The sequence below is a fragment of the Sphingobium sp. MK2 genome (genome assembly GCF_040170545.1).
Taxonomy (GTDB): Bacteria; Pseudomonadota; Alphaproteobacteria; order Sphingomonadales; family Sphingomonadaceae; genus Sphingobium.
Map to the genome: position 1 here is coordinate 1 of NZ_JAZDXA010000013.1, position 18,933 is coordinate 18,933.

Sequence of the window (18,933 nt, forward strand, 5' to 3'; positions counted from 1 at the left end):
GAAGCAATCCATTGTGGTGCCGGTGGATTGCTTCGCTGCGCTCGCAATGACGATTCGACTTCGAGTCATCCGGCTTTGAAAGCCTCGTCATCCCCGCGAAGTCTCACCTTACTGCACGAAGGTCAGCGACAAATTCTCGGCATTTTTGGGAATGTCGATCCGGCTCTCGTTGATCGACGCCTCTTCGCCGGGCTTCAACCGGGCCTTGTCGGCCTTGGTGGTCCAGCTGAACACCAGCCGGTTCTGCTGGTCGCGCAATTGCACCAGCACCGGCGGCACCGGCAGCGCCTGCGTCCCGCTGTTCACGATACGCGCACCAAAGGCGAAATATTCCTCGCCCGTCGGCAGCTTGCGCCGCTCGGCAGGCTTGGAGAGGTAGAAGAGCAGATCGGGATCGCCCTCTTCGGCGACCAGTCCCATGCTGACCGCCCATCCCGGCGGCCCGAAATAATAAAGCGCGCCGCCCGCCGCTGCCACGATCAGGGCAAAGGCGACGGCGGCATAGGTCCATAATTTCAGGACATTGCGGCGGCGCTTGACCGGCAGGGCAGGCGCTGGTTCGCTTTCCTCCACCCGGCTGACGGGCGCACCGGCATAAATGTCGTCGAAACGATTATTCGCTGGCGTCGAAGGCTCTGGCGCAACCGGCTCGGCGGCCTGCGTTTCAGGAACCGTCTCGACCGGTGGGGCAACGGGCGCTGGTTCCGGCGATGGCGGCACTGCCACCGGCGGCGGCGCGGCTTCCGCTGGCTCGTCCGCCCGTCCGGGCAGGATGGCAGGCTCCTGGAACCAGCTATGCTTGCAGGCGGCACATCGCACCTGGCGGCCATTGGGGCCGACGGCGCTGTCCGGCACGACATAGCGTGTCGCGCAATGGGGACATAGCAGGATCATGACGCTTCATAGGCATGGCAGGGACTCGCGCGCAAGCGGCAAGCATCGGGCACGTCACGCCACTGTCATTCAGTCTCGCGACTCGCCCCTTTTCCCGGCGCGGGCTTTACGGCGACCTGCCCGCTGTGCCATGGCGGGGCTTCCGGGGAAGCAGGGAGCGCATGACGCGCCATCAATCTGACATGACGGCCATCGTCCAGTTCGAAAATGTCGGCCTGCGCTATGGTCTGGACAGTGAAACCCTGTCGGACGTCAGCTTTTCGCTGGCGGCTGGCGGATTCTATTTCCTGACCGGCGCATCGGGTGCGGGCAAGACGTCGCTGCTCAAACTCCTCTATCTCGCCCAGCGGCCCAGCCGCGGCGTCATCCGCTTGTTCGGCGAGGATGTCGTCACCCTGCCGCGCACCCGCCTGCCCGGCTTCCGCCGTCGCATCGGCGTGGTGTTTCAGGATTTCCGCCTCGTCCCGCATCTCTCGGCCTATGACAATATCGCCCTCCCGCTCCGCGTGGCGGGGATGGAGGAGAAGGAGATCGACGCGCCCGTCGCTGAAATGTTGAGCTGGGTTGGCCTCGGCGATCGCGGCCAGGCGCGGCCCGCCACTTTGTCGGGCGGGGAACAACAGCGGGTCGCCATCGCCCGCGCCGTGATCGGCCGTCCCGAAATCCTGGTCGCCGACGAACCGACCGGCAACGTCGATGCCGACATGGCCCGGCGGCTGCTGACCCTGTTCGAAGCGCTCAATCGCCTGGGCACCACCATCGTCGTCGCGACCCACGATCTGCCGCTGATGAGCCAGGTCACCGGCGCGCAGATGATGCGGCTGGACAAGGGGCGGCTCGCTGATCCCACCGGATCGCTACGCTATCCGGCCCGGTCCCGGCAGGCCGAATGAGCAGTTCGCGCGCCAGCCGCCGCGCGTCCGCCGCCGCGCGCCATCGCCTGCTGCCGGGTGGACGCCTCGCTGGCCCCATGCCCTGGATCATCGCCATCATGATGTTCCTGACCGTCCTGTCCGCCGCCGCCGGGCTGGCGCTGGGCGCCGCTGTCCAGGCGATGAGCGCTGACCTTGCCGGACGCGCCAGCGTGCAGGTGGTGGAGGCCGATGCCGCCGTGCGCGACCAACTCGCCGCCCGCACGCTCCAGGCGCTGCGCCAGGCGAGCGAAGTGCGCGCCGCAACCCCGGTCGATCCCGCCGCGCTCGCCGACCAGTTGCGCCCCTGGCTGGGCGAAGATGCCGCCAGCGCCGACCTGCCGGTGCCCGCGCTGATCGATGTGACGCTCACCCCAGGCGTGGCGCAGGCAAAAGTCGATCGGTTGCGCCGCCTGCTCGGCACGCTGTCGCCCAGCCTGCGGATCGAACCCCATGCCGCGTTCCTCCTGCCGCTTGCCGGATTGCTGACGGCGCTCGGCTGGCTGGCGGTCGGTGTCGTCGTGCTGATGACGGTCGCGACCGGGGCAGTGGTCGTGCTGGCGGCGCGCGCCGCGCATGACAGCCATCGCGGCACGATCGACGTGCTGCACCTGATGGGATCGACCGATGTGCAGATTGCCCGGCTGTTCCAATGGCGCATCGGCCTCGACGCGCTGCTGGGCGGCGTGCTGGGCTTTGCCTTTGCGGTAGCCACCCTGCTCGTCATCGGCCTGCGTCTCGATGCGACCGGCTCCGATCTGCTGGGCGCGGTGGCGCTGGACGGGACCGGCTGGGCGCTGCTCGCGCTGCTGCCGGTGGCGGGCGTCCTGCTCGCTGTCCTCACCGCCCGCTGGACCGTGCTGCGCGCGCTGGGCCGCGCGCTGTGATCGTCCGCCTGTTCGCCGTCAGCCTGCTGGGGTGGATGCTGGGCTTCATCTGGTTCGCGGTCCTGCTGCCCCAACCGCTCGACAGCCGCCCCACCGACGCCATCGTCGTGCTGACCGGCGGGGCCGGGCGGATCGACCGGGGGATCGCTCTGCTGGAGGCCAAGACCGCCAAGCGCATGCTGATCTCCGGGGTCGACCGCTCCGTGCGTCCGGGCGAACTGGCCGCCGAATATGATACGCCCGAAGCGCTGTTCGCCTGCTGCATCACGCTGGGCCGCGAAGCGATCGACACACGGTCCAACGCGATCGAGACCGCCCGCTGGCTGGAGCGCCGCGATTACAAGACCGTGCGCTTGATCACCACCGACTGGCATATGCGCCGCGCCGCGCTGGAGTTGCGGCAGGCTTTGCCGGCGCAGGTGGCGATTGTTTATGATGCGGTGCCCAGCCGCCCCAGCCTGACGATATTGGTGCGCGAATATAATAAATATCTGCTGCGGCGCGGGGCCGCACTGCTTGGTATCTGACAAAGGCGCTATCTGCTCATGCTTACCGCGATCCGTTCGCTCGTCTTCACGCTGATCTTCTATCCCGGCAGCCTGTTCTTCGTACTTGCTGCGATGCTGGTGGGCTCGTTCAGCACAAGCGCGGTGCATCGGATCGGTACGGGTTGGAGCCGCTTCCATCGCCTGTGCGCGCGCTGGTTGCTGGGGCAGAAGGTGCAGGTCGTCGGCGACCTGCCGCTGGGTTCCTATCTTTACATCATCAAGCATGAATCGATGTTCGAGACGATCGACATGCTCTGCCTGTTCGACCGTCCCGCCGTCGTCGCCAAGCGGGAATTGCTCGACATTCCGCTGTGGGGCCGCGTCGCCCAGCGCTATGGCCTCATTCCCATCGAGCGCAGCGGCGGGGCGAGCGCCATGCGGGTGCTGCGCGCCGCCGCGCGTGACGCCAATGCGCAGGGGCGGGCGGTGTGCGTTTTCCCTGAAGGCACCCGCGTCCCCCATGGCGAAGCGCCACCGCTCAAGGCCGGTTTTGCGGGCCTCTATGTCCTGCTCGGCCTGCCCGTCGTGCCAATTGCGATCGACAGCGGTCGGGTGTCGCCGCGCGGCAAATTCCTCAAACGGTCGGGCACCATCACCTATAAGGTGGGGGAGATCGTCCCGACCGGCCTTGATCGGCGCGAGGCCGAAGCCCGTGTCCATGCCGCGATCAACGCGCTGAACCCGCCATCCGCCCTGCTTCAGTGAGAGCGGCCGAAATCCGGCTTGGCGTCATCCTGTCCCTGTTCGATGATCGAGCGGCGAATGTCGCGGGTGTGGGTGAACAGGTTGAACAGCGCGTCGCCGTCATTCCAGCGGATCGCCCGCTGCAACGCGGATAGATCCTCCGAAAAACGCTGCAGCATTTCCAGCACCGCATCCTTGTTCGCCAGGAACACGTCGCGCCACATGGTCGGGTCGGACGCCGCGATCCGGGTGAAGTCGCGAAAGCCGCCAGCCGAATATTTGATCACTTCGGACTGGGTGACATTTTCGAGGTCGCTGGCCGTGCCGACGATGGTGTAGGCGATAAGGTGCGGCAAATGGCTGGTTACCGCCAGCACCAGGTCATGATGCGCCGGGTCCATCATCTCCACATCCGCCCCGACCCGCCGCCACAGTTCGGCGACCCGCTCGACCGCGGCCGGATCGGCATCGGCGGGGGGCGTGACGATGCACCAGCGACCCTTGAACAAAGTCGCAAAGCCCGCTTCCGGCCCGCTATTTTCGGTCCCCGCGACGGGATGCGCCGGGATGATTGTTCGCCCCGGCAGCGCGGCGCTTAGTTGCGCCAGCACATCGGCCTTGCACGATCCCACATCGCTGACGATCGCGTCGGCGGGCAGATCATCGGCAATCTCGGCGGCGGCCACGCCCATCGCGCGGACGGGCACGCACAAGATCACCAGATCGGCGTCGGTCACCGACGCCCCCGCCGTATCGGTGACATCGTCGCACAGGTCGATCCGACGCGCGGTGCCGCGCACCTGCGGGTCGGCGTCATGCCCGGTCACGCGCACGGTGGGCATGTTCGCCCGGATCGCGCGGGCGAGCGAGGAGCCGATCAGCCCCAGGCCGATGATGGTGACGCGAGCGAAAGGCAGCATCGCGTCAGGCCGCTTCCGCCATGGCGCGCAGCTTGGCGGCGACGGCGCGGGTCTGCGCCTTGGTGCCGATGGTGATGCGCAGCCCGTTGGGCAGCCCCTGGCCGGGCAGCCAGCGGGTGGCATAGCCTTCGTCCCACAGACCCTTCATCGCGGCTTCGGCGGTCAATGTGCCGTCGAACAGGATCAGCAGGAAATTGGTCTTGCTTGGCACCACGCGCAGGCCGTGGTTGGACAGGGCACCGACTTCGCCCGCCAGCCATTCGCGCCAGCGCGCATTATGCGTCCGGCTCGATTCGACCCAGGCGCTGTCGTTGATCGCGGCGATGGCGGCGGCCTGTCCTGCGGTCGTCACGTTGAACGGCGCGCGGATGCGGTGGAGAATTTCGATGATCGCCGGGCAGGCATAGCCCCAGCCGATACGCTCGGCGGCGAGGCCATAGATTTTCGAGAAGGTGCGCGTGACCAATATGTTGGTGGCACTCTTCGCGAGGTCCAGCCCGCCATCATCCTCGCCCGCGTCGAGATATTCGGCATAGGCCTGGTCCAGCACCAACAATATGTCGGGGCGCAGGCCCGCATGCAGCCGGGCAATTTCGTCGCGGCCGGTCATCGTGCCGGTGGGGTTATTGGGGTTGGCGAGGAACACGACCTTGGTCTTGTCGGTCACCGCAGCCAGCAGCGCGTCCACGTCGGTCGCATAGTCCTTGTCGGGCGCGATCACCGGCGTCGCGCCGACCCGACGGGCCGCAATGTCGTAGACCGCAAAGCCATAGCGCACATAGAGGATTTCATCGCCCGGACCGGCATAGGCGGAGGCGGCGATGTGCAGCAGCTCGTCGGAGCCCGTGCCATAGATGATCTGCGCCGGGTCCAGCCCATGCACCGCACCGATCGCCTCGCGCAACCGGGTCGCGGCGGGGTCGGGATAGCTGGCGAGATCGGCGGTGGCCGCGACCAGCGCGGCGCGCGCGGCCGCGCCAGTGCCCAGCGGATTTTCATTGGCCGACAGCTTGATCAGCGGGCGGCCATCGTCGGCGGCGGATTTGCCGGGGATGTAGGGCGAAATGCCCATTATCCAGTCTTTGGGAGCGGGTTGTGTCATGGCATCGCGCTTTAGCGGCTTCCGCGCCAAAGGCAAAGCGGCAGACCGAGCGGGGATTTTGGGCTGTTCAGGGTCACAGGGGGAAATACACACCGTTGCAGGGTCGATTTTTGGGGCGAATTGGCCCGAATTGTACCGGGAAAGCCATGGCAACGTCCCGGCGACGCGACACGGACGCGACAGCGACGCGCCATGCATGCGCCACCAACGCGACGGGGGCGGGGGGCGGTGGAGGGTGGCGTGGAACGGGCGGAGGACTGGCGCATCGCTAAGGATAGACCAGAGAAAATCCTACATTGGAAGGGGGTTGGTTGGGGACGGACGACTGGTCTTGGGGTGGTGGTGTCGAGGCGGGCAGTCGGCCTTTTTCGACCGTGGCGCTGGCCCACCCCCCAACCCCCTCCCGCCTGCGGGAGGGGGAGCAAGACTGGCCGATCGGTAGCGGGGTGGGTTTTTGTACTGAAATGCTCCGTTCCATCCCCAAGTGAGGGCGGAGGGGCGGAACCCTATTGAGAGGGCGACACCCCTCCGTCTGGCTACGCCAGCCACCTCCCCTGCCCTGCCAGGGGAGGATGACCGAAAACGACCGAAGCTGTATAAAAACGTGTGGCTACTAACGAAATGAACAATTTTAGAATTAGTGTGATCCCCATCGCGTATAGAAATTATCCTGCGTCAGTATCGTGTAAACCAAAGTTATGCGGAAGAGCATTTCATTGTCGTGTTTACACAATCTCGACCACAATGGGACGTCACCCCGGACTTGATCCGGGGTCCCGCTATTTGTGCGGATAAAAGCGGGATGCCGGGTCAAGCCCGGCATGACGAAGGAGGAATGGGAATGAACGGTCATTTTGCGGACCTTCAGGTGACAGGCTGGCACTTGATGGTGATGCGGCTGTGGCCGCCTCTTGGCCCTGGCGGCAAGCGAGGGATGGACCAGCGGTCACCAGTTCCCAAGCGACGAAAGAGCGCACCGCATGTCAGTCTATCGGGGGTGGGTTCGCCAAGATATACTGTAACACCACCGTCTCGAAGAAGTGAAAACTCGCAGCGAAGCAACGTTTGGCCACCGCTGCAAAGCAGATTCTGAATGTGCAGTTGAGGTGCGACGGCGGCGTCGCTTCCAGCATTTGCCCAGCGAGCAGCGAGTTCGTTGCCGTTTCCGATTAGGGCATTCGACTGAAGGTCACTCCAGATTTCTGCGCGAAGTTCCCCCGCAAGTGCTTCTTCAGGATGAGCCATCTGAATATCTGGGTTTGGCGAATGGGTGCATCCCGACCCAACAGCCGAAACGAAAGATAGCAGAATGAAGGTGCGCGTCATCGCGCAGTGCTATACCAAACAAATGTCGCCAACCCACCCCTTCCCCTCATGCTTGTAAACGCACCCGGCGGCCCTCGCGGGCGGAGCGGTAGATGGCTTCGATGACGCGGAGGTCAGCGAGGCCTTCTTCGCCGGGTACGATGACGGGCGTGCCGTTCAGCACCGCTTGCGCCAGATGGTCGAGCTGGCCGGCAAATTGCGTTTTGGGCGATGGCGGCAGGGTGCGGTCGGTGACTTTTCCGTCTTTGCGTATGCGCATCGCATGGCCGCTATAGGGGGTGGCGGGTTCCATATCTATCCACCCTTGCGTGCCGATCACGCGATAGCTGTTGTGGGCCGAGCTATAGCTGGACACGCAGGTCGCCTCGATCCCCGACGGGAAGCGCAGCAGGAAGGTGATGCGGTCCTCCACAGTGCGAAAGCGTGGGTCGGCGCGGTCGGTGGATTCGATCGCCATCACGTCCACCGGCTCTTCGCCGGTCAGGTAACGCACGGCATTGAGGCTGTAGATGCCGATATCCATCAGCGATCCGCCGCCCGACAGAGGCTTGTCCAGCCGCCATTGGCCCGGCTGGATGGGGAAGCCATGTTCAGCGGTGATGATCCGCGTTGGTCCGACATGGCCGCCACGCGCCAGTTCGATCGCCAGTTGGTTATGCGGTTCGAAGCGTGATCGATAGCCGATCATCAGTTTTTTGCCCGCCGTGCGGCTGGCCGCGATCATCGCTTCGCATTCGGCGACGGATATCGCCATCGGCTTTTCGCACATGACATGCTTGCCCGCCCGTGCGGCGCGGATCGAATATTCGGCGTGCATACTGTTGGGCAGGATGATGTAGACCGCGTCGATATCGGGATTGTCGGCGATGCGGTCGAACGTCTCATAGCTGTAACGATGCGTCTTGGGCACGCCATATTCGGTGCCGAATTGTTCCAGCTTGGCGGGGGTGCCGCTGACGAGGGCGCTGATCTTCGCATGATCGCACCCGGCAAAGGCGGGCATGATCTGTTTCGTCGCATAAGATCCCAGGCCGACGATCGCATAGCCGAACTTGCGACCGGGCCTGGCCGCCAGCGCGGGCATGCCCGCTGCGGCAAGGCCAAGGCCGACTCCGGTCATCAGGGTCCGCCGCGTTACGATGCTCTCGTCGGTCATGCTCATCTCCTAAAGGGTCGGTCTGCCGCTCTGGAGAGAGAATAACCCATACAAATGACAATGCCCACCCTTTTGCTGTGCGCGGTGCAGGGGCGGGGCTTGCGCATGCCATGCCGCGATGCGCCTGAACAGCGTTCAGGCCGGGCGATGCCCGCAGGCTTTCCATTCACAAGGGGGGTGGTGCGGTCGAGAAGACTCGAACTTCCACGGCCTTTCGGCCACAACGACCTCAACGTTGCGCGTCTACCAGTTCCGCCACGACCGCACACTCAAAGGGAAACCGGCAGGGCCGGCATCTGGTAGGCGGTGGCCATTAGCAAAGGCTTTTGCGCCATGCAACAACCTATCTGCATCTGCGTTATGATTGATGAATTTGGGTCGATATAAGGATCGTGGGAAGGTGAGGCGCGGGATGCCGGGGCAATGGTGGATGATGTCGGGCATGACGCTGGCGGCATCGGTTGCGATGGGGCTGGCGCTGGGAAGCTATGTCACCAGCCCGCAGACATCGTCGGCGGCCGCCGAGGAAATGTGGACGCCAGAGGACAGCCCATCCTATGCCGATGCGGGAAGCGCGAGCCTGACCAGCGATGACGATCGGGGACCGGCGGTGATTCGCTGCACCGGATGTGGCCCGACCTTGACGGAACGGCGCTTTGCCGCCGACATGGCCGGGATGGACGCTGATGGCATGATCAGCGGCAGCAGCGATCCGGTGGTGCAGGACTATATGGCGCAGGATCAGGTGCCGACCGACGAGACGCTGGTGATCGACCCCGCGCCGGTGCGGCCAGCCGCAGAGCCGCGACCGGAACGCCCGAAGCTGGCGGCGGGCGACGCGCTGCCAAAGCCTATCCGGGCTTCGCAAGGGGTGGTGCCGCCGATCGTCCTGCCGACGATCGGCCACGACCACCCCTGAGGCTTTATTCGGCCGCGACGACTTCCGCCGGGGCGTCGCTGAGCGGATGCGCGAGGCGGGTGATCATTTCCTTGGGGCACACCTGCCAGAAATAACGCCGCCAGCGATCCCAATCATCCAATATGGTGTTTGACCATTTGCTGTCGGTCGCCACCGCATGTTGGGCGATCAGCGCTTTCAGCTCCGCTTCCCAATGGGCGCTTTCCAGCCGCTGCCAGACGATGCCTTCGGGGTTGGCGCGCGACGGGAAGCTGCCATCTTCGTCGAGGATGAAGGCCATGCCGCCGGTCATGCCTGCGCCGAAATTGGCCCCGGTCTTGCCCAGGATGACCGCCGTGCCGCCGGTCATATATTCGCAGCCATTGGCGCCGCAGCCTTCGACCACGACCTGCGCGCCCGAATTGCGGACAGCGAAGCGTTCACCGGCTTGCCCTGCCGCGAACAGCTTGCCGCTGGTCGCGCCATAGAGGACGGTATTGCCCAATATGGTGTTGTCCTTGCTCGCGAGCGGGCTGGAGACGGTCGTGCGCACGACGATGATACCGCCCGACAGCCCCTTGCCGACATAGTCATTGGCGTCGCCAAACACTTCGAGCGTGATGCCCTTGCACAGGAATGCGCCGAGTGACTGGCCCGCAGACCCGCGCAGACGGACGGTCAGATGCCCGTCGGCCAGCGTCGACATGCCGAACTTGTCGGTGACGGCCGAGGAGAGGCGGGTGCCGACCGCGCGGTGCGTGTTGCGCACCGTATAGGTCAACTGCATCTTCTCGCCACGCTCGAACACCGCCTTGGCATCGCGCATCATCTGCGCGTCCAGGCTGTCGGGCACGTCGTTGCGCCATTGGGTCAGCGAAAAGCGGCGCTGGTCGTCGGGGGCATCCACCTTGGCCAGGAGCGGGTTGAGATCCAGGTCATCGAGATGCTCGGCCCCGCGATTGACCTGCTTGAGCAATTCGGTCCGCCCGATCACTTCGTCCAGGCTGCGATAGCCCAGCCGCGCCAGCACTTCGCGCACTTCTTCGGCGATGAAGGTCATCAGGTTGATGACCTTCTCCGGTGTGCCAGTGAATTTCTGCCGCAGTTTCTCATCCTGCACGCACACGCCCACGGGGCAGGTGTTGCTGTGGCACTGACGCACCATGATGCAGCCCATGGCGACGAGGCTGAGCGTGCCGATGCCGAACTCCTCCGCGCCCAGGATCGCGGCGATGACGATGTCGCGCCCGGTTTTCAGCCCGCCATCGGTGCGCAGCTTCACCCGGTGGCGCAACCCGTTGAGGGTCAGCACCTGATTGGCTTCCGACAGGCCCATTTCCCATGGCGTCCCGGCATATTTAATCGAGGTCTGGGGGCTGGCGCCGGTGCCGCCGACATGGCCCGCGATCAGGATGACGTCGGCATGCGCCTTGGCCACGCCAGCCGCGACCGTGCCGATGCCCGCCTGGCTCACCAGCTTGACGCAGACGCGCGCGCGCGGGTTGATCTGCTTGCAGTCATAGATGAGCTGGGCGAGATCCTCGATCGAATAGATGTCGTGATGCGGCGGCGGCGAGATGAGCGTTACGCCGGGCGTCGAGTGACGCAGCTTGGCGATAAACTCGGTCACCTTGAAGCCGGGGAGCTGGCCCCCTTCGCCGGGCTTGGCCCCCTGGGCGACCTTGATCTCGATTTCCTCGGCCGATGCCAGATATTCGGCATGGACGCCAAAGCGGCCGCTGGCGATCTGCTTGATGACCGAATTGGCGTTGTCGCCATTGTCATAGGGCTTGAAGCGGTTGGCATCCTCGCCGCCTTCGCCGGACACGGCCTTGGCCCCGATCCGGTTCATGGCGATCGCCAGCGTTTCATGCGCTTCGGGCGACAATGCGCCCAGCGACATGCCGGGCGTCACGAAGCGCTTGCGAATTTCAGTGGTGGCTTCCACCTCGTCGATCGGCACGGCTTCGCGGGCGAAGTTGAACTCCATCAGGTCGCGCAGATAAACGGGCGGCAGGTCGCGCACGCCGCGCGAAAACTGGAGATAGGTCGAATAGCTGTCGGTGCCGACAGCGGTTTGCAGCAGGTGCATCAACTGCGCCGAATAAGCATGCGCCTCGCCGCCGTCGCGTTGGCGGTAGAAGCCGCCGATCGGCAGACGAACGACCGCGCTGTCGAAGGCCTTTTCGTGCCGCAGCATCGCGCTGTAATGGAGCGAGGCATAGCCTTCGCCCGAAATCTTCGCCGGCATACCGGGGAAGAGATCATTGACCAGCGCCCGCGATAGGCCGACCGCTTCGAAATTATAGCCGCCGCGATAGCTGCTGATGACCGCGATGCCCATTTTGGACATGATCTTGAGCAGGCCTTCGTTGATGGCGGTGCGATAGCGTTCGAAACAGGCGTCGAGCGAGAGGTCGCCGAACAGGCCGCGCGCATGGCGATCGGCAATGCTGGCTTCGGCCAGATAGGCGTTCACCGTGGTCGCGCCGACGCCGATCAGCACCGCGAAATAATGGGTGTCGACCGCTTCGGCGCAGCGCACGTTGATCGACGCATAGGAGCGCAGCCCCTTGCGCACCAGATGGGTGTGGACCGCCGCCGCCGCCAGCACGCCCGCTATCGCGGCGCGATCGGCATCGACGCTCTCGTCGGTCAGGAAGATTTCGGTGCGGCCTTCGCGTACCGCCTGCTCGGCTTCCTCACGGATGCGGGCGATCGCCGCGCGCAATTGTTCCTGCCCGCCCGTGGCGGGGAAGGTGCAGTCGATCTGCGCCACGGCCGGGCCGAAATGCGCCTTTAGCCGCGCCCATTCGGCGCTGGTGAGCACCGGCGATTCCAGCACCAGCACATGGCTGTTCTGCGCATCCTGCTCCAAAATATTGTGCAGGTTGGAAAAGCGCGTTTTCAGGCTCATCACATGCCGTTCGCGCAACGGGTCGATCGGCGGGTTGGTGACCTGGCTGAAATTCTGGCGGAAGAAGTGGCTGATCGTGCGCGGCTTGTCGGAAATGACCGCCAGCGGCGTATCGTCGCCCATCGACCCGATCGCTTCCTTGGCATCCTCCACCATGGGGGCCAGGATCAGTTCCAGATCCTCCAGCGTCAGATTGGCCGCCACCTGCCGCCGCGTCAGTTCCGCCTTGTCCCACGCGGGCAGGGCGGTCGGCGCGTCGGTCAGGTCGCCGATCGCCATGAAATCCTTGATCAGCTCGCCATAGGGGCGCTCGCCCGCGATCCGGTCCTTGATCGCGGCGTCGTCATAGAGTTCGCCTTCAGCCAAGTCGATCGCGATCATCTGGCCCGGACCCATGCGGCCCTTGCGCACGATCGTCGTTTCGGGAACCACGACCATGCCGGTTTCGGACCCGACGATCAGCAGATTGTCGCCGGTCAGCGTGTAGCGCAGCGGGCGCAGCGCGTTGCGATCGACGCCTGCCACGACCCAGCGGCCGTCGGTCATCGCCAGCGCGGCGGGGCCGTCCCACGGCTCCATGACGGAGGCGAGATATTCATACATGTCGGCATGGGGCTTTGGCAGTTCGGCGCTTTCGCTCTGCCAGGCTTCGGGCACCAGCATCAGCTTGGCGGTCGGCGCGTCGCGGCCGGAACGGCAGATCGCCTCGAACACGGCGTCGAGCGCAGCGGTGTCGGACGCGCCCGCCGGGATCACTGGCTTGATGTCCTCCGACTGTTCGCCAAAGGCGAGGCTCGCCATCTTGATCTCGTGGCTCTTCATCCAATTCTTGTTGCCGCGGATCGTGTTGATCTCGCCATTATGGGCGAGCGTGCGGAACGGCTGGGCCAGCCACCATTGGGGGAAGGTGTTGGTCGAATAGCGCTGATGGAAGATGGCGACGCGGCTTTCGAACCGCTCATCCTGCAGATCGGGATAGAAGACCGACAGCGATTCCGCGAGGAACAGCCCCTTGTAGATGATCGACCGGCACGACAGCGAACAGACGTAGAAATCGTTGATCTGCGCCGCGATGACCTGCTTCTCGATCCGGCGGCGGATGAGGTAGAGATCCTTTTCGAACTCGGCCTGATCGCGTTCTTCGGGCATCGGCCCGGCGATCATGATCTGTTCGATTTCGGGGCGCGTGCGCTGCGCCTTTTCGCCGATGACGGAGACATCCACCGGCACCTGACGCCAGCCATAGATGGTGTAGCCCGCGTCGATGATCTCGCTCTCGACGATGGTGCGGCAGGTTTCCTGGGCGGATAGGTCCGTGCGCGGCAGGAAGATCATGCCGACGGCAAGGCGGTTGGGCAAAGGCTTGTGGCCGGAGTCCGCAATCGCGTCATCAAAGAAGCGCACCGGCAGGTCGACATGGATGCCCGCGCCATCGCCGGTCTTGCCATCGGCATCGACCGCGCCGCGATGCCACACGGCCTTGAGCGCATCGATCGCGCTGGCGACCACGCGGCGCGAGGGGCGGCCATCGGTGGCGGCGACCAGGCCAACGCCACAGGCGTCGCCTTCCAGGTCGGGATGATACATGCCCTCGGCGGCGATCCGCGCGCGTTCTTCGGGGCTTGCCATGAAGGGAGTGTCAGTCATGATCGCCATCCTATTCTTCCGTTCGGTTCGAGCTTGTCGAGAACCCCTGCGCCTCGTTCTCGACAAGCTCGAACCGAACGGGGTGGGGTGGATTGGGGCGCTTAGGCTGCCACGCTCTCGCGGGTTTTGGCCTTTGCCTTGAGATATTTGTGCATATGCTCCGTCACGTCCCGCCCATCACGGATCGCCCACACCACCAGCGATGCGCCGCGCACGATGTCGCCGGCGGCGAACACGCCGTCCACGCTGGTCATCATCGTTTTGTGATCGACGCGCAGCGTGCCCCAGCGGGTGACCGACAGGTCGTCCGCGCCGAACAATTTGGGCAGTTCTTCGGGGTCGTAGCCCAGCGCTTTGATGACCAGATCGGCCTCCAGCGTATGTTCGCTTCCCGGATCGGGTTCCGGCGCGCGGCGGCCGGAGGCGTCGGGGGCTCCCAGGCGCATCCTGGTGACCTTGACGCCGGTGACATGGTCGGTGCCTTCGAACGCGATTGGCGCGGTTAGCCAGACGAACTCGACGCCTTCTTCCTCGGCATTGGCGACTTCGCGCTGTGATCCTGGCATGTTGTCGCGGTCGCGGCGGTAAAGGCACTTCACCGACTTGGCCCCCTGCCGGATCGCGGTGCGGACACAGTCCATCGCGGTGTCGCCGCCGCCGATGACGACGACATTCTTGCCGGTCGCCAGCAGCGTGCCGTCTTCATGTTCGGGCACGGAGTCGCCGAACCCGGCCTTGTTGGAGGCGGTGAGATAATCGAGTGCCTTGACCACGCCCGGCGCGCCGACGCCCGGCGCGCGGATGTCGCGGGGCTTGTAGACGCCGGTCGCGATCAGGATCGCGTCATGCTTGTCGCGCAGCGCTTCGAGCGTCGCGTCGCGGCCGACCTCGAAATTCTCGTGAAAGACGATGCCGCCATCCTTGAGGCGCTGGACGCGGCGCATGACGATGTCCTTTTCCAGCTTGAAGCCGGGGATGCCATAGGTCAGCAGGCCACCGGCGCGGTCATGCCGGTCATAGACATGCACCTCATGCCCCGCCGCGCGCAGATATTCCGCCGTGGTGAGGCCCGCAGGCCCCGCGCCGATCACGCCGATCGACTGGCCGGTGGGCTTGCCCGCGACTAAGGGTTCGACCCAGCCTTCCTTCCAGGCGGTGTCGGTGATGTATTTTTCGACCGAGCCGATGGTCACGGCGCCATGGCCGGAAAATTCGATGACGCAATTGCCCTCGCACAAGCGGTCCTGCGGGCAGATGCGGCCGCAGATTTCGGGCATGGTGCTGGTCAGATTCGACAGTTCATAGGCTTCGCGCAGGCGGCCTTCGGCGGTCAGGCGCAGCCAGTCGGGGATGTGATTGTGCAGCGGGCAATGGGTCGAGCAATAAGGCACGCCGCATTGCGAGCAGCGCGACGCCTGCTCCTCCGCCTTGTCCAGTATGAAACTGCGGCTGATTTCCAGAAAATCGTCGGCGCGGTCGTCGGCTGCGCGCTTTTCCGGGTAGGCTTGTCCCTTGCCCACGAATTTCAGCATCGGATTGTCGGCCATCGCTCGCCCCTGATCTAAGTGTCAGAGGCGCGCATAGCATAAAAACCCGCAGAGTCACGCGGATTCTGGCACTTAGGACAGCAATGCTTACTATAAAAGAACGGTTATGAGGGCTAGTTGCGAAATGATCGCAAAAACTGGGGTAATAAAAAGACCGTTTCGGACCTATCGCCACCCCAGCCAGATCAGCGCGGCGATCCCGGCGATGATTCGATACCAGGCGAAAGGGGCGAAGCCATGTTTCGACACCAGACCGACGAACCAGCGAATGACCAGCAGGGCGACGATGAACGACACGACAAAGCCCAGCGCGATGCTGTCCCATCCCACGGCGGCGCTGGTGATGCGGTCGCCCTTCTTGAGCAGTTCGAGGACACTCGCGCCCAGCATTGTCGGGATGGCGAGGAAGAAGCTGAACTCGGCCGCCGTGCGCCGTTCCACGCCCAGCATCAGCGCGCCCATGATGGTCGCGCCCGACCGGCTGACGCCGGGCACCATGGCGAGGCACTGGATGAAGCCGATCGCCAGCACGCGGACCATGGGGATGTCGGCGATGCCGTGAAAACGCTGTTCCTTGACCGCGCGTTCGATCAGCAGGATGGCGATGCCGCCGACGATCAAGGCCCAGGCGACGACCTGCGGCGCGCCCAGCAATATCTCGATATAGTCATGCAGCGCCAGGCCAATGACGGCCGAGGGGAGGAAGGCGATCAGCAGATTGCGCAGGAAGCGCCAGCTCACCGGCTCGCGCCGCAGCAGCCCCATGCCGACGGCCCAGAAGGTGCGCCAATAGAGCACCACCACCGCCAGGATCGCGCCCAATTGGATCACGACGTTGAACATCGCCCAGGTCGCGGAATCATAGCCAAGTAATTCGCTGGCGAGGATGAGGTGCCCGGTGGAGGACACCGGCAGAAACTCGGTCAGCCCCTCGACAATGCCGAGCAGGATGACGGTCAGATAATGCAGGTCCATGGGTAGCAGGCTCCTGTTACATCCTCCCCTGGCAGGGGAGGTGGCAGGGCGAAGCCCTGACGGAGGGGTGTCACCCTCTCGATAGGGTAACACCCCTCCACCACCAGCAAGCTGGCGGTCCCCCTCCCCTTGCAGGGGAGGATGATTATATCTTAAGCGCTGGCGCGATCGGTAAAGCGGCCATGACGGCGGAAACGGACCATCCATTTGTCCGCAATGCCGTCCATCGGCGTGGCGACCACGCCCAGAGCGTCGAGGCCCTTCGCCCCCTCTGCCACGACATTGTCCCGGCCGAGCATGGCCAGTTGGTCGCGGGTGATCGGTCCGCCGGGCAGCATGGCCAGCATCTTCGCGACGCCCTGCGGCACTTCGACCAGCGACTTGTCCCGGCCGATCGCCTTGATGATCCACTGGTTGATCTCGCGCATGGTCCGCACCTGCGGTCCGCCCAGTTCATAGGTTTCGCCACCGTGGACGCCGGGCTGCTCGGCTGCATTGGCGATGGCCTGGGCCACATCGGCGACATAGACCGGCTGGAACTTCGTTGCAGCGCCAATCACCGGCACGACCGGCATCATGCCGACGATGCCTGCAAAACGGTTGAGAAACTGGTCTTCCGGACCGAAAATGATCGAGGGGCGGATGATGGTGGCGGTCGGGAAGGCGGCCTTGACCGCCGCTTCGCCCGCCGCCTTGGACCGGCCATAGGCGGACGGACTTTCCGGGTCCGCGCCGATTGCCGACATATGCACGAGCGCGGTGACGCCAGCGTCCGCTGCGGCCTTGGCGACATTGGCCGCGCCGCGATGATGGAAGGCGTCGAAGTCGCCCTTCAATATGCCGACCAGGTTGATGACGACATCGCTACCCGCGATGGCGCGCGCCACGCTGGCGGGATTGCGGATGTCGGCGGCGATGAACTGGACCTGGCCGAGGCCGCCCAATGGCTTGACCCGGAGCGCCGTCGAGGGATCGCGCTGCGCGATCCGCACCCGTGCGCCGCGCCCCAGCAGCGCCTGTGCCACCTGGCGACCGACAAAGCCGCCGCCGCCGAACACCGTTACCAGACTGTCTTTCATCACCTGTCCCATGTCCGTTCGAAAAGGAATATGCTGCCATTTCCCTTGCCCCAGCCGCGCGGCGCTGACAACCGCTTAGCGCATGTTTGGAAATGCGCAAAAGGGCGCATTTCAAAGTCCGCACCGGCCCTCACCCCCACCCGGCCACCCATATGATACTGCCGTTGGGTGGCCGGGTGGGGGTGAGGGCCGGTGCGAACGCCTTACCCGATCCAGCCCTGAAGATCGGCGATCATCCACAGGCCAAGGATCAGGAACAGTAGCGCAGCGCCGACTTGCAACGCACGCATCGGGACTTTCTTCGCCAGCGCTTCACCGAACAGCACGGCCGGGACGTTGGCGACCATCATGCCCAGCGTCGTGCCCATCGTTACCGCGAGCAGATTGTCGAAGCGTGCGCCGAGCGCGATCGTCGCTACCTGCGTCTTGTCGCCCATCTCGACCAAAAAGAAGGCGACCAGCGTGGTCATGAACACGCCTGCGCCCGATGGTGCCTTGAGCGGCGCATCTTCGTCGATCTTGTCTGGCACCAAGGTCCAGGCGGCCATGGCGATGAAGCTGATCGCCACCGCATAGCGGAACCAGCCCTGCGTCAATATGCCAGCGATCGAATGGCCAAGCAGGGCGGCGAGGAAATGGTTGGCCAGCGTTGCGAACAGGATGCCGAGGATGATCGGCACCGGCTTGCGAAAACGGGTGGCCAGCAGCATGGCGAGCAATTGCGTTTTATCGCCCATTTCGGCGAGGGCCACGAGGGCGGAGGAGGTAAGAAGCGCTTCCATCAGGCATATCCGGGGCCGGGCGGAGGTGAATGACGCAATGCCACCGGCGCTCCCCGCCCGGCCGGGCATGGAACGTCGATGCCATTGGTCTCGCCTTACGCGGTCCTGTCCGCGTCCCCCATGCCATGACCTCTCGGCCAAATATGTTGACATAAGGCCCGTTCCGCTAAGCGGGACGGCTGGCTACTCCCCAGATGACGGGTCGTGCTTAGGTTAAAGCGGCGATGGATGCAAGATGCTCAGGGTTCGCCACGGCTTTGCTGCATCCGCCGCTCGGCAAACCATTGTTCCAGCATCTTGGCGGTACAGCCGGTGGCACCATTGGCCCCGTTGACCGAACAGCTATTGGGCAGATTCTGCCGCTGGACGCCTTCCATCGTGGCGACCTGGCTGCCCCAGCCGGGGCCACCCGATACCGCAGGCTTTTCGCGCAGCTTCTTGGGGATTCGGTAGCGCTCCGCCTCCGGCCTGCGCGCGCAGACGACGATTTCGTCGCCTTCGCCCTGCGGGCAGGGATCATCGCCATAGACGAGCAGGTTGATGGTACGCTCCGGCGGGGGTTCCGCCTGCGCAAGCGCGGGAGAGGAGAGCAGCGGGGTCAGCAGCAGGCCGACAAGGGGTAGGACGACAGCATGTCGCATGGGATCATATTCCTTCATA

Annotated in this window: 15 protein-coding genes, 1 tRNA gene and 1 riboswitch; of the genes, 5 read left to right on the forward strand and 11 right to left on the reverse strand. The window is 64.6% G+C overall.

What is annotated here, in order from left to right; translation table 11 throughout:
• Positions 1–108: 108 nt before the first annotated feature.
• The gene (locus V2I08_RS08065) at positions 109–894 is read right to left on the reverse strand and encodes an MJ0042-type zinc finger domain-containing protein (protein WP_349634642.1); all 786 of its coding nucleotides are present in this window, start codon (positions 892–894) and stop codon (positions 109–111) included.
• 182 nt (positions 895–1,076) lie between these two features.
• On the opposite strand from V2I08_RS08065, the gene ftsE reads away from it, so the two are divergent.
• Genes ftsE through V2I08_RS08085 form a run of 4 tightly spaced genes read left to right on the forward strand, consistent with a single transcriptional unit; the run spans position 1,077 to position 3,945 of the window.
• Positions 1,077–1,787 (forward strand): cell division ATP-binding protein FtsE, encoded by a 711-nt coding sequence (ftsE, locus tag V2I08_RS08070; RefSeq protein WP_037472794.1) that lies wholly within the window; start codon positions 1,077–1,079, stop codon positions 1,785–1,787.
• Positions 1,784–2,692, forward strand: a complete 909-nt coding sequence (locus V2I08_RS08075; protein WP_349634643.1) for an FtsX-like permease family protein — start codon at positions 1,784–1,786, stop codon at positions 2,690–2,692. The genes ftsE and V2I08_RS08075 overlap by 4 nt, the downstream gene beginning before the upstream one ends.
• Entirely contained in the window at positions 2,689–3,219 is a 531-nt protein-coding gene (locus tag V2I08_RS08080) for a YdcF family protein (protein WP_349634644.1), read from the forward strand. Before V2I08_RS08075 ends, V2I08_RS08080 begins: the two co-directional genes overlap by 4 nt.
• 18 nt (positions 3,220–3,237) lie before the next feature.
• The gene (locus tag V2I08_RS08085) at positions 3,238–3,945 is read left to right on the forward strand and encodes a lysophospholipid acyltransferase family protein (protein WP_349634645.1); all 708 of its coding nucleotides are present in this window, start codon (positions 3,238–3,240) and stop codon (positions 3,943–3,945) included.
• On the opposite strand, the gene V2I08_RS08090 is transcribed toward V2I08_RS08085, so the two are convergent.
• From V2I08_RS08090 to V2I08_RS08105, 4 genes are all read right to left on the reverse strand, one after another.
• Positions 3,939–4,844 (reverse strand): prephenate/arogenate dehydrogenase family protein, encoded by a 906-nt coding sequence (locus V2I08_RS08090; protein WP_349634646.1) that lies wholly within the window; start codon positions 4,842–4,844, stop codon positions 3,939–3,941. The two genes, V2I08_RS08085 and V2I08_RS08090, sit on opposite strands and share 7 nt — an antisense overlap.
• Positions 4,845–4,848: 4 nt before the next feature.
• The gene (gene hisC / locus V2I08_RS08095; protein ID WP_349634647.1) at positions 4,849–5,946 is read right to left on the reverse strand and encodes a histidinol-phosphate transaminase; all 1,098 of its coding nucleotides are present in this window, start codon (positions 5,944–5,946) and stop codon (positions 4,849–4,851) included.
• Between the two features lie 1,372 nt (positions 5,947–7,318).
• Positions 7,319–8,434 carry a Gfo/Idh/MocA family protein gene (locus V2I08_RS08100; RefSeq protein ID WP_405053628.1) on the reverse strand — a complete coding sequence of 372 codons (1,116 nt, stop codon included), beginning with the start codon at positions 8,432–8,434 and terminating at the stop codon, positions 7,319–7,321.
• Positions 8,435–8,606: 172 nt separating this feature from the next.
• Positions 8,607–8,693, reverse strand: a tRNA-Leu gene (locus V2I08_RS08105).
• Between the two features lie 135 nt (positions 8,694–8,828).
• On the opposite strand from V2I08_RS08105, the gene V2I08_RS08110 reads away from it, so the two are divergent.
• Complete coding sequence (locus V2I08_RS08110) at positions 8,829–9,347, forward strand: hypothetical protein (protein WP_349634649.1); 519 nt, start codon at positions 8,829–8,831, stop codon at positions 9,345–9,347.
• 4 nt (positions 9,348–9,351) lie between these two features.
• Here V2I08_RS08110 and gltB read toward each other — a convergent pair whose 3' ends face one another.
• The 6 genes from gltB to V2I08_RS08140 all read right to left on the reverse strand — a co-directional run bounded on the left by gltB (position 9,352) and on the right by V2I08_RS08140 (position 18,914).
• Positions 9,352–13,890 carry a glutamate synthase large subunit gene (gene gltB / locus V2I08_RS08115; protein WP_349634650.1) on the reverse strand — a complete coding sequence of 1,513 codons (4,539 nt, stop codon included), beginning with the start codon at positions 13,888–13,890 and terminating at the stop codon, positions 9,352–9,354.
• Between the two features lie 101 nt (positions 13,891–13,991).
• The gene (locus V2I08_RS08120) at positions 13,992–15,437 is read right to left on the reverse strand and encodes an NAD(P)-dependent oxidoreductase (RefSeq protein WP_349634651.1); all 1,446 of its coding nucleotides are present in this window, start codon (positions 15,435–15,437) and stop codon (positions 13,992–13,994) included.
• A gap of 165 nt (positions 15,438–15,602) precedes the next feature.
• Entirely contained in the window at positions 15,603–16,412 is an 810-nt protein-coding gene (locus V2I08_RS08125; protein WP_349634652.1) for an undecaprenyl-diphosphate phosphatase, read from the reverse strand.
• Positions 16,413–16,564: 152 nt separating this feature from the next.
• Positions 16,565–17,491: a complex I NDUFA9 subunit family protein gene (locus tag V2I08_RS08130; protein ID WP_349634653.1), complete on the reverse strand. Its 927-nt coding sequence runs from the start codon at positions 17,489–17,491 to the stop codon at positions 16,565–16,567.
• A 203-nt stretch (positions 17,492–17,694) separates the two neighbouring features.
• Entirely contained in the window at positions 17,695–18,273 is a 579-nt protein-coding gene (locus V2I08_RS08135; RefSeq protein ID WP_349634654.1) for a TMEM165/GDT1 family protein, read from the reverse strand.
• A gap of 17 nt (positions 18,274–18,290) precedes the next feature.
• Positions 18,291–18,478: riboswitch (yybP-ykoY riboswitch) on the reverse strand.
• A gap of 34 nt (positions 18,479–18,512) precedes the next feature.
• Positions 18,513–18,914 carry a hypothetical protein gene (locus tag V2I08_RS08140; RefSeq protein WP_349634655.1) on the reverse strand — a complete coding sequence of 134 codons (402 nt, stop codon included), beginning with the start codon at positions 18,912–18,914 and terminating at the stop codon, positions 18,513–18,515.
• Positions 18,915–18,933 lie beyond the last annotated feature (19 nt).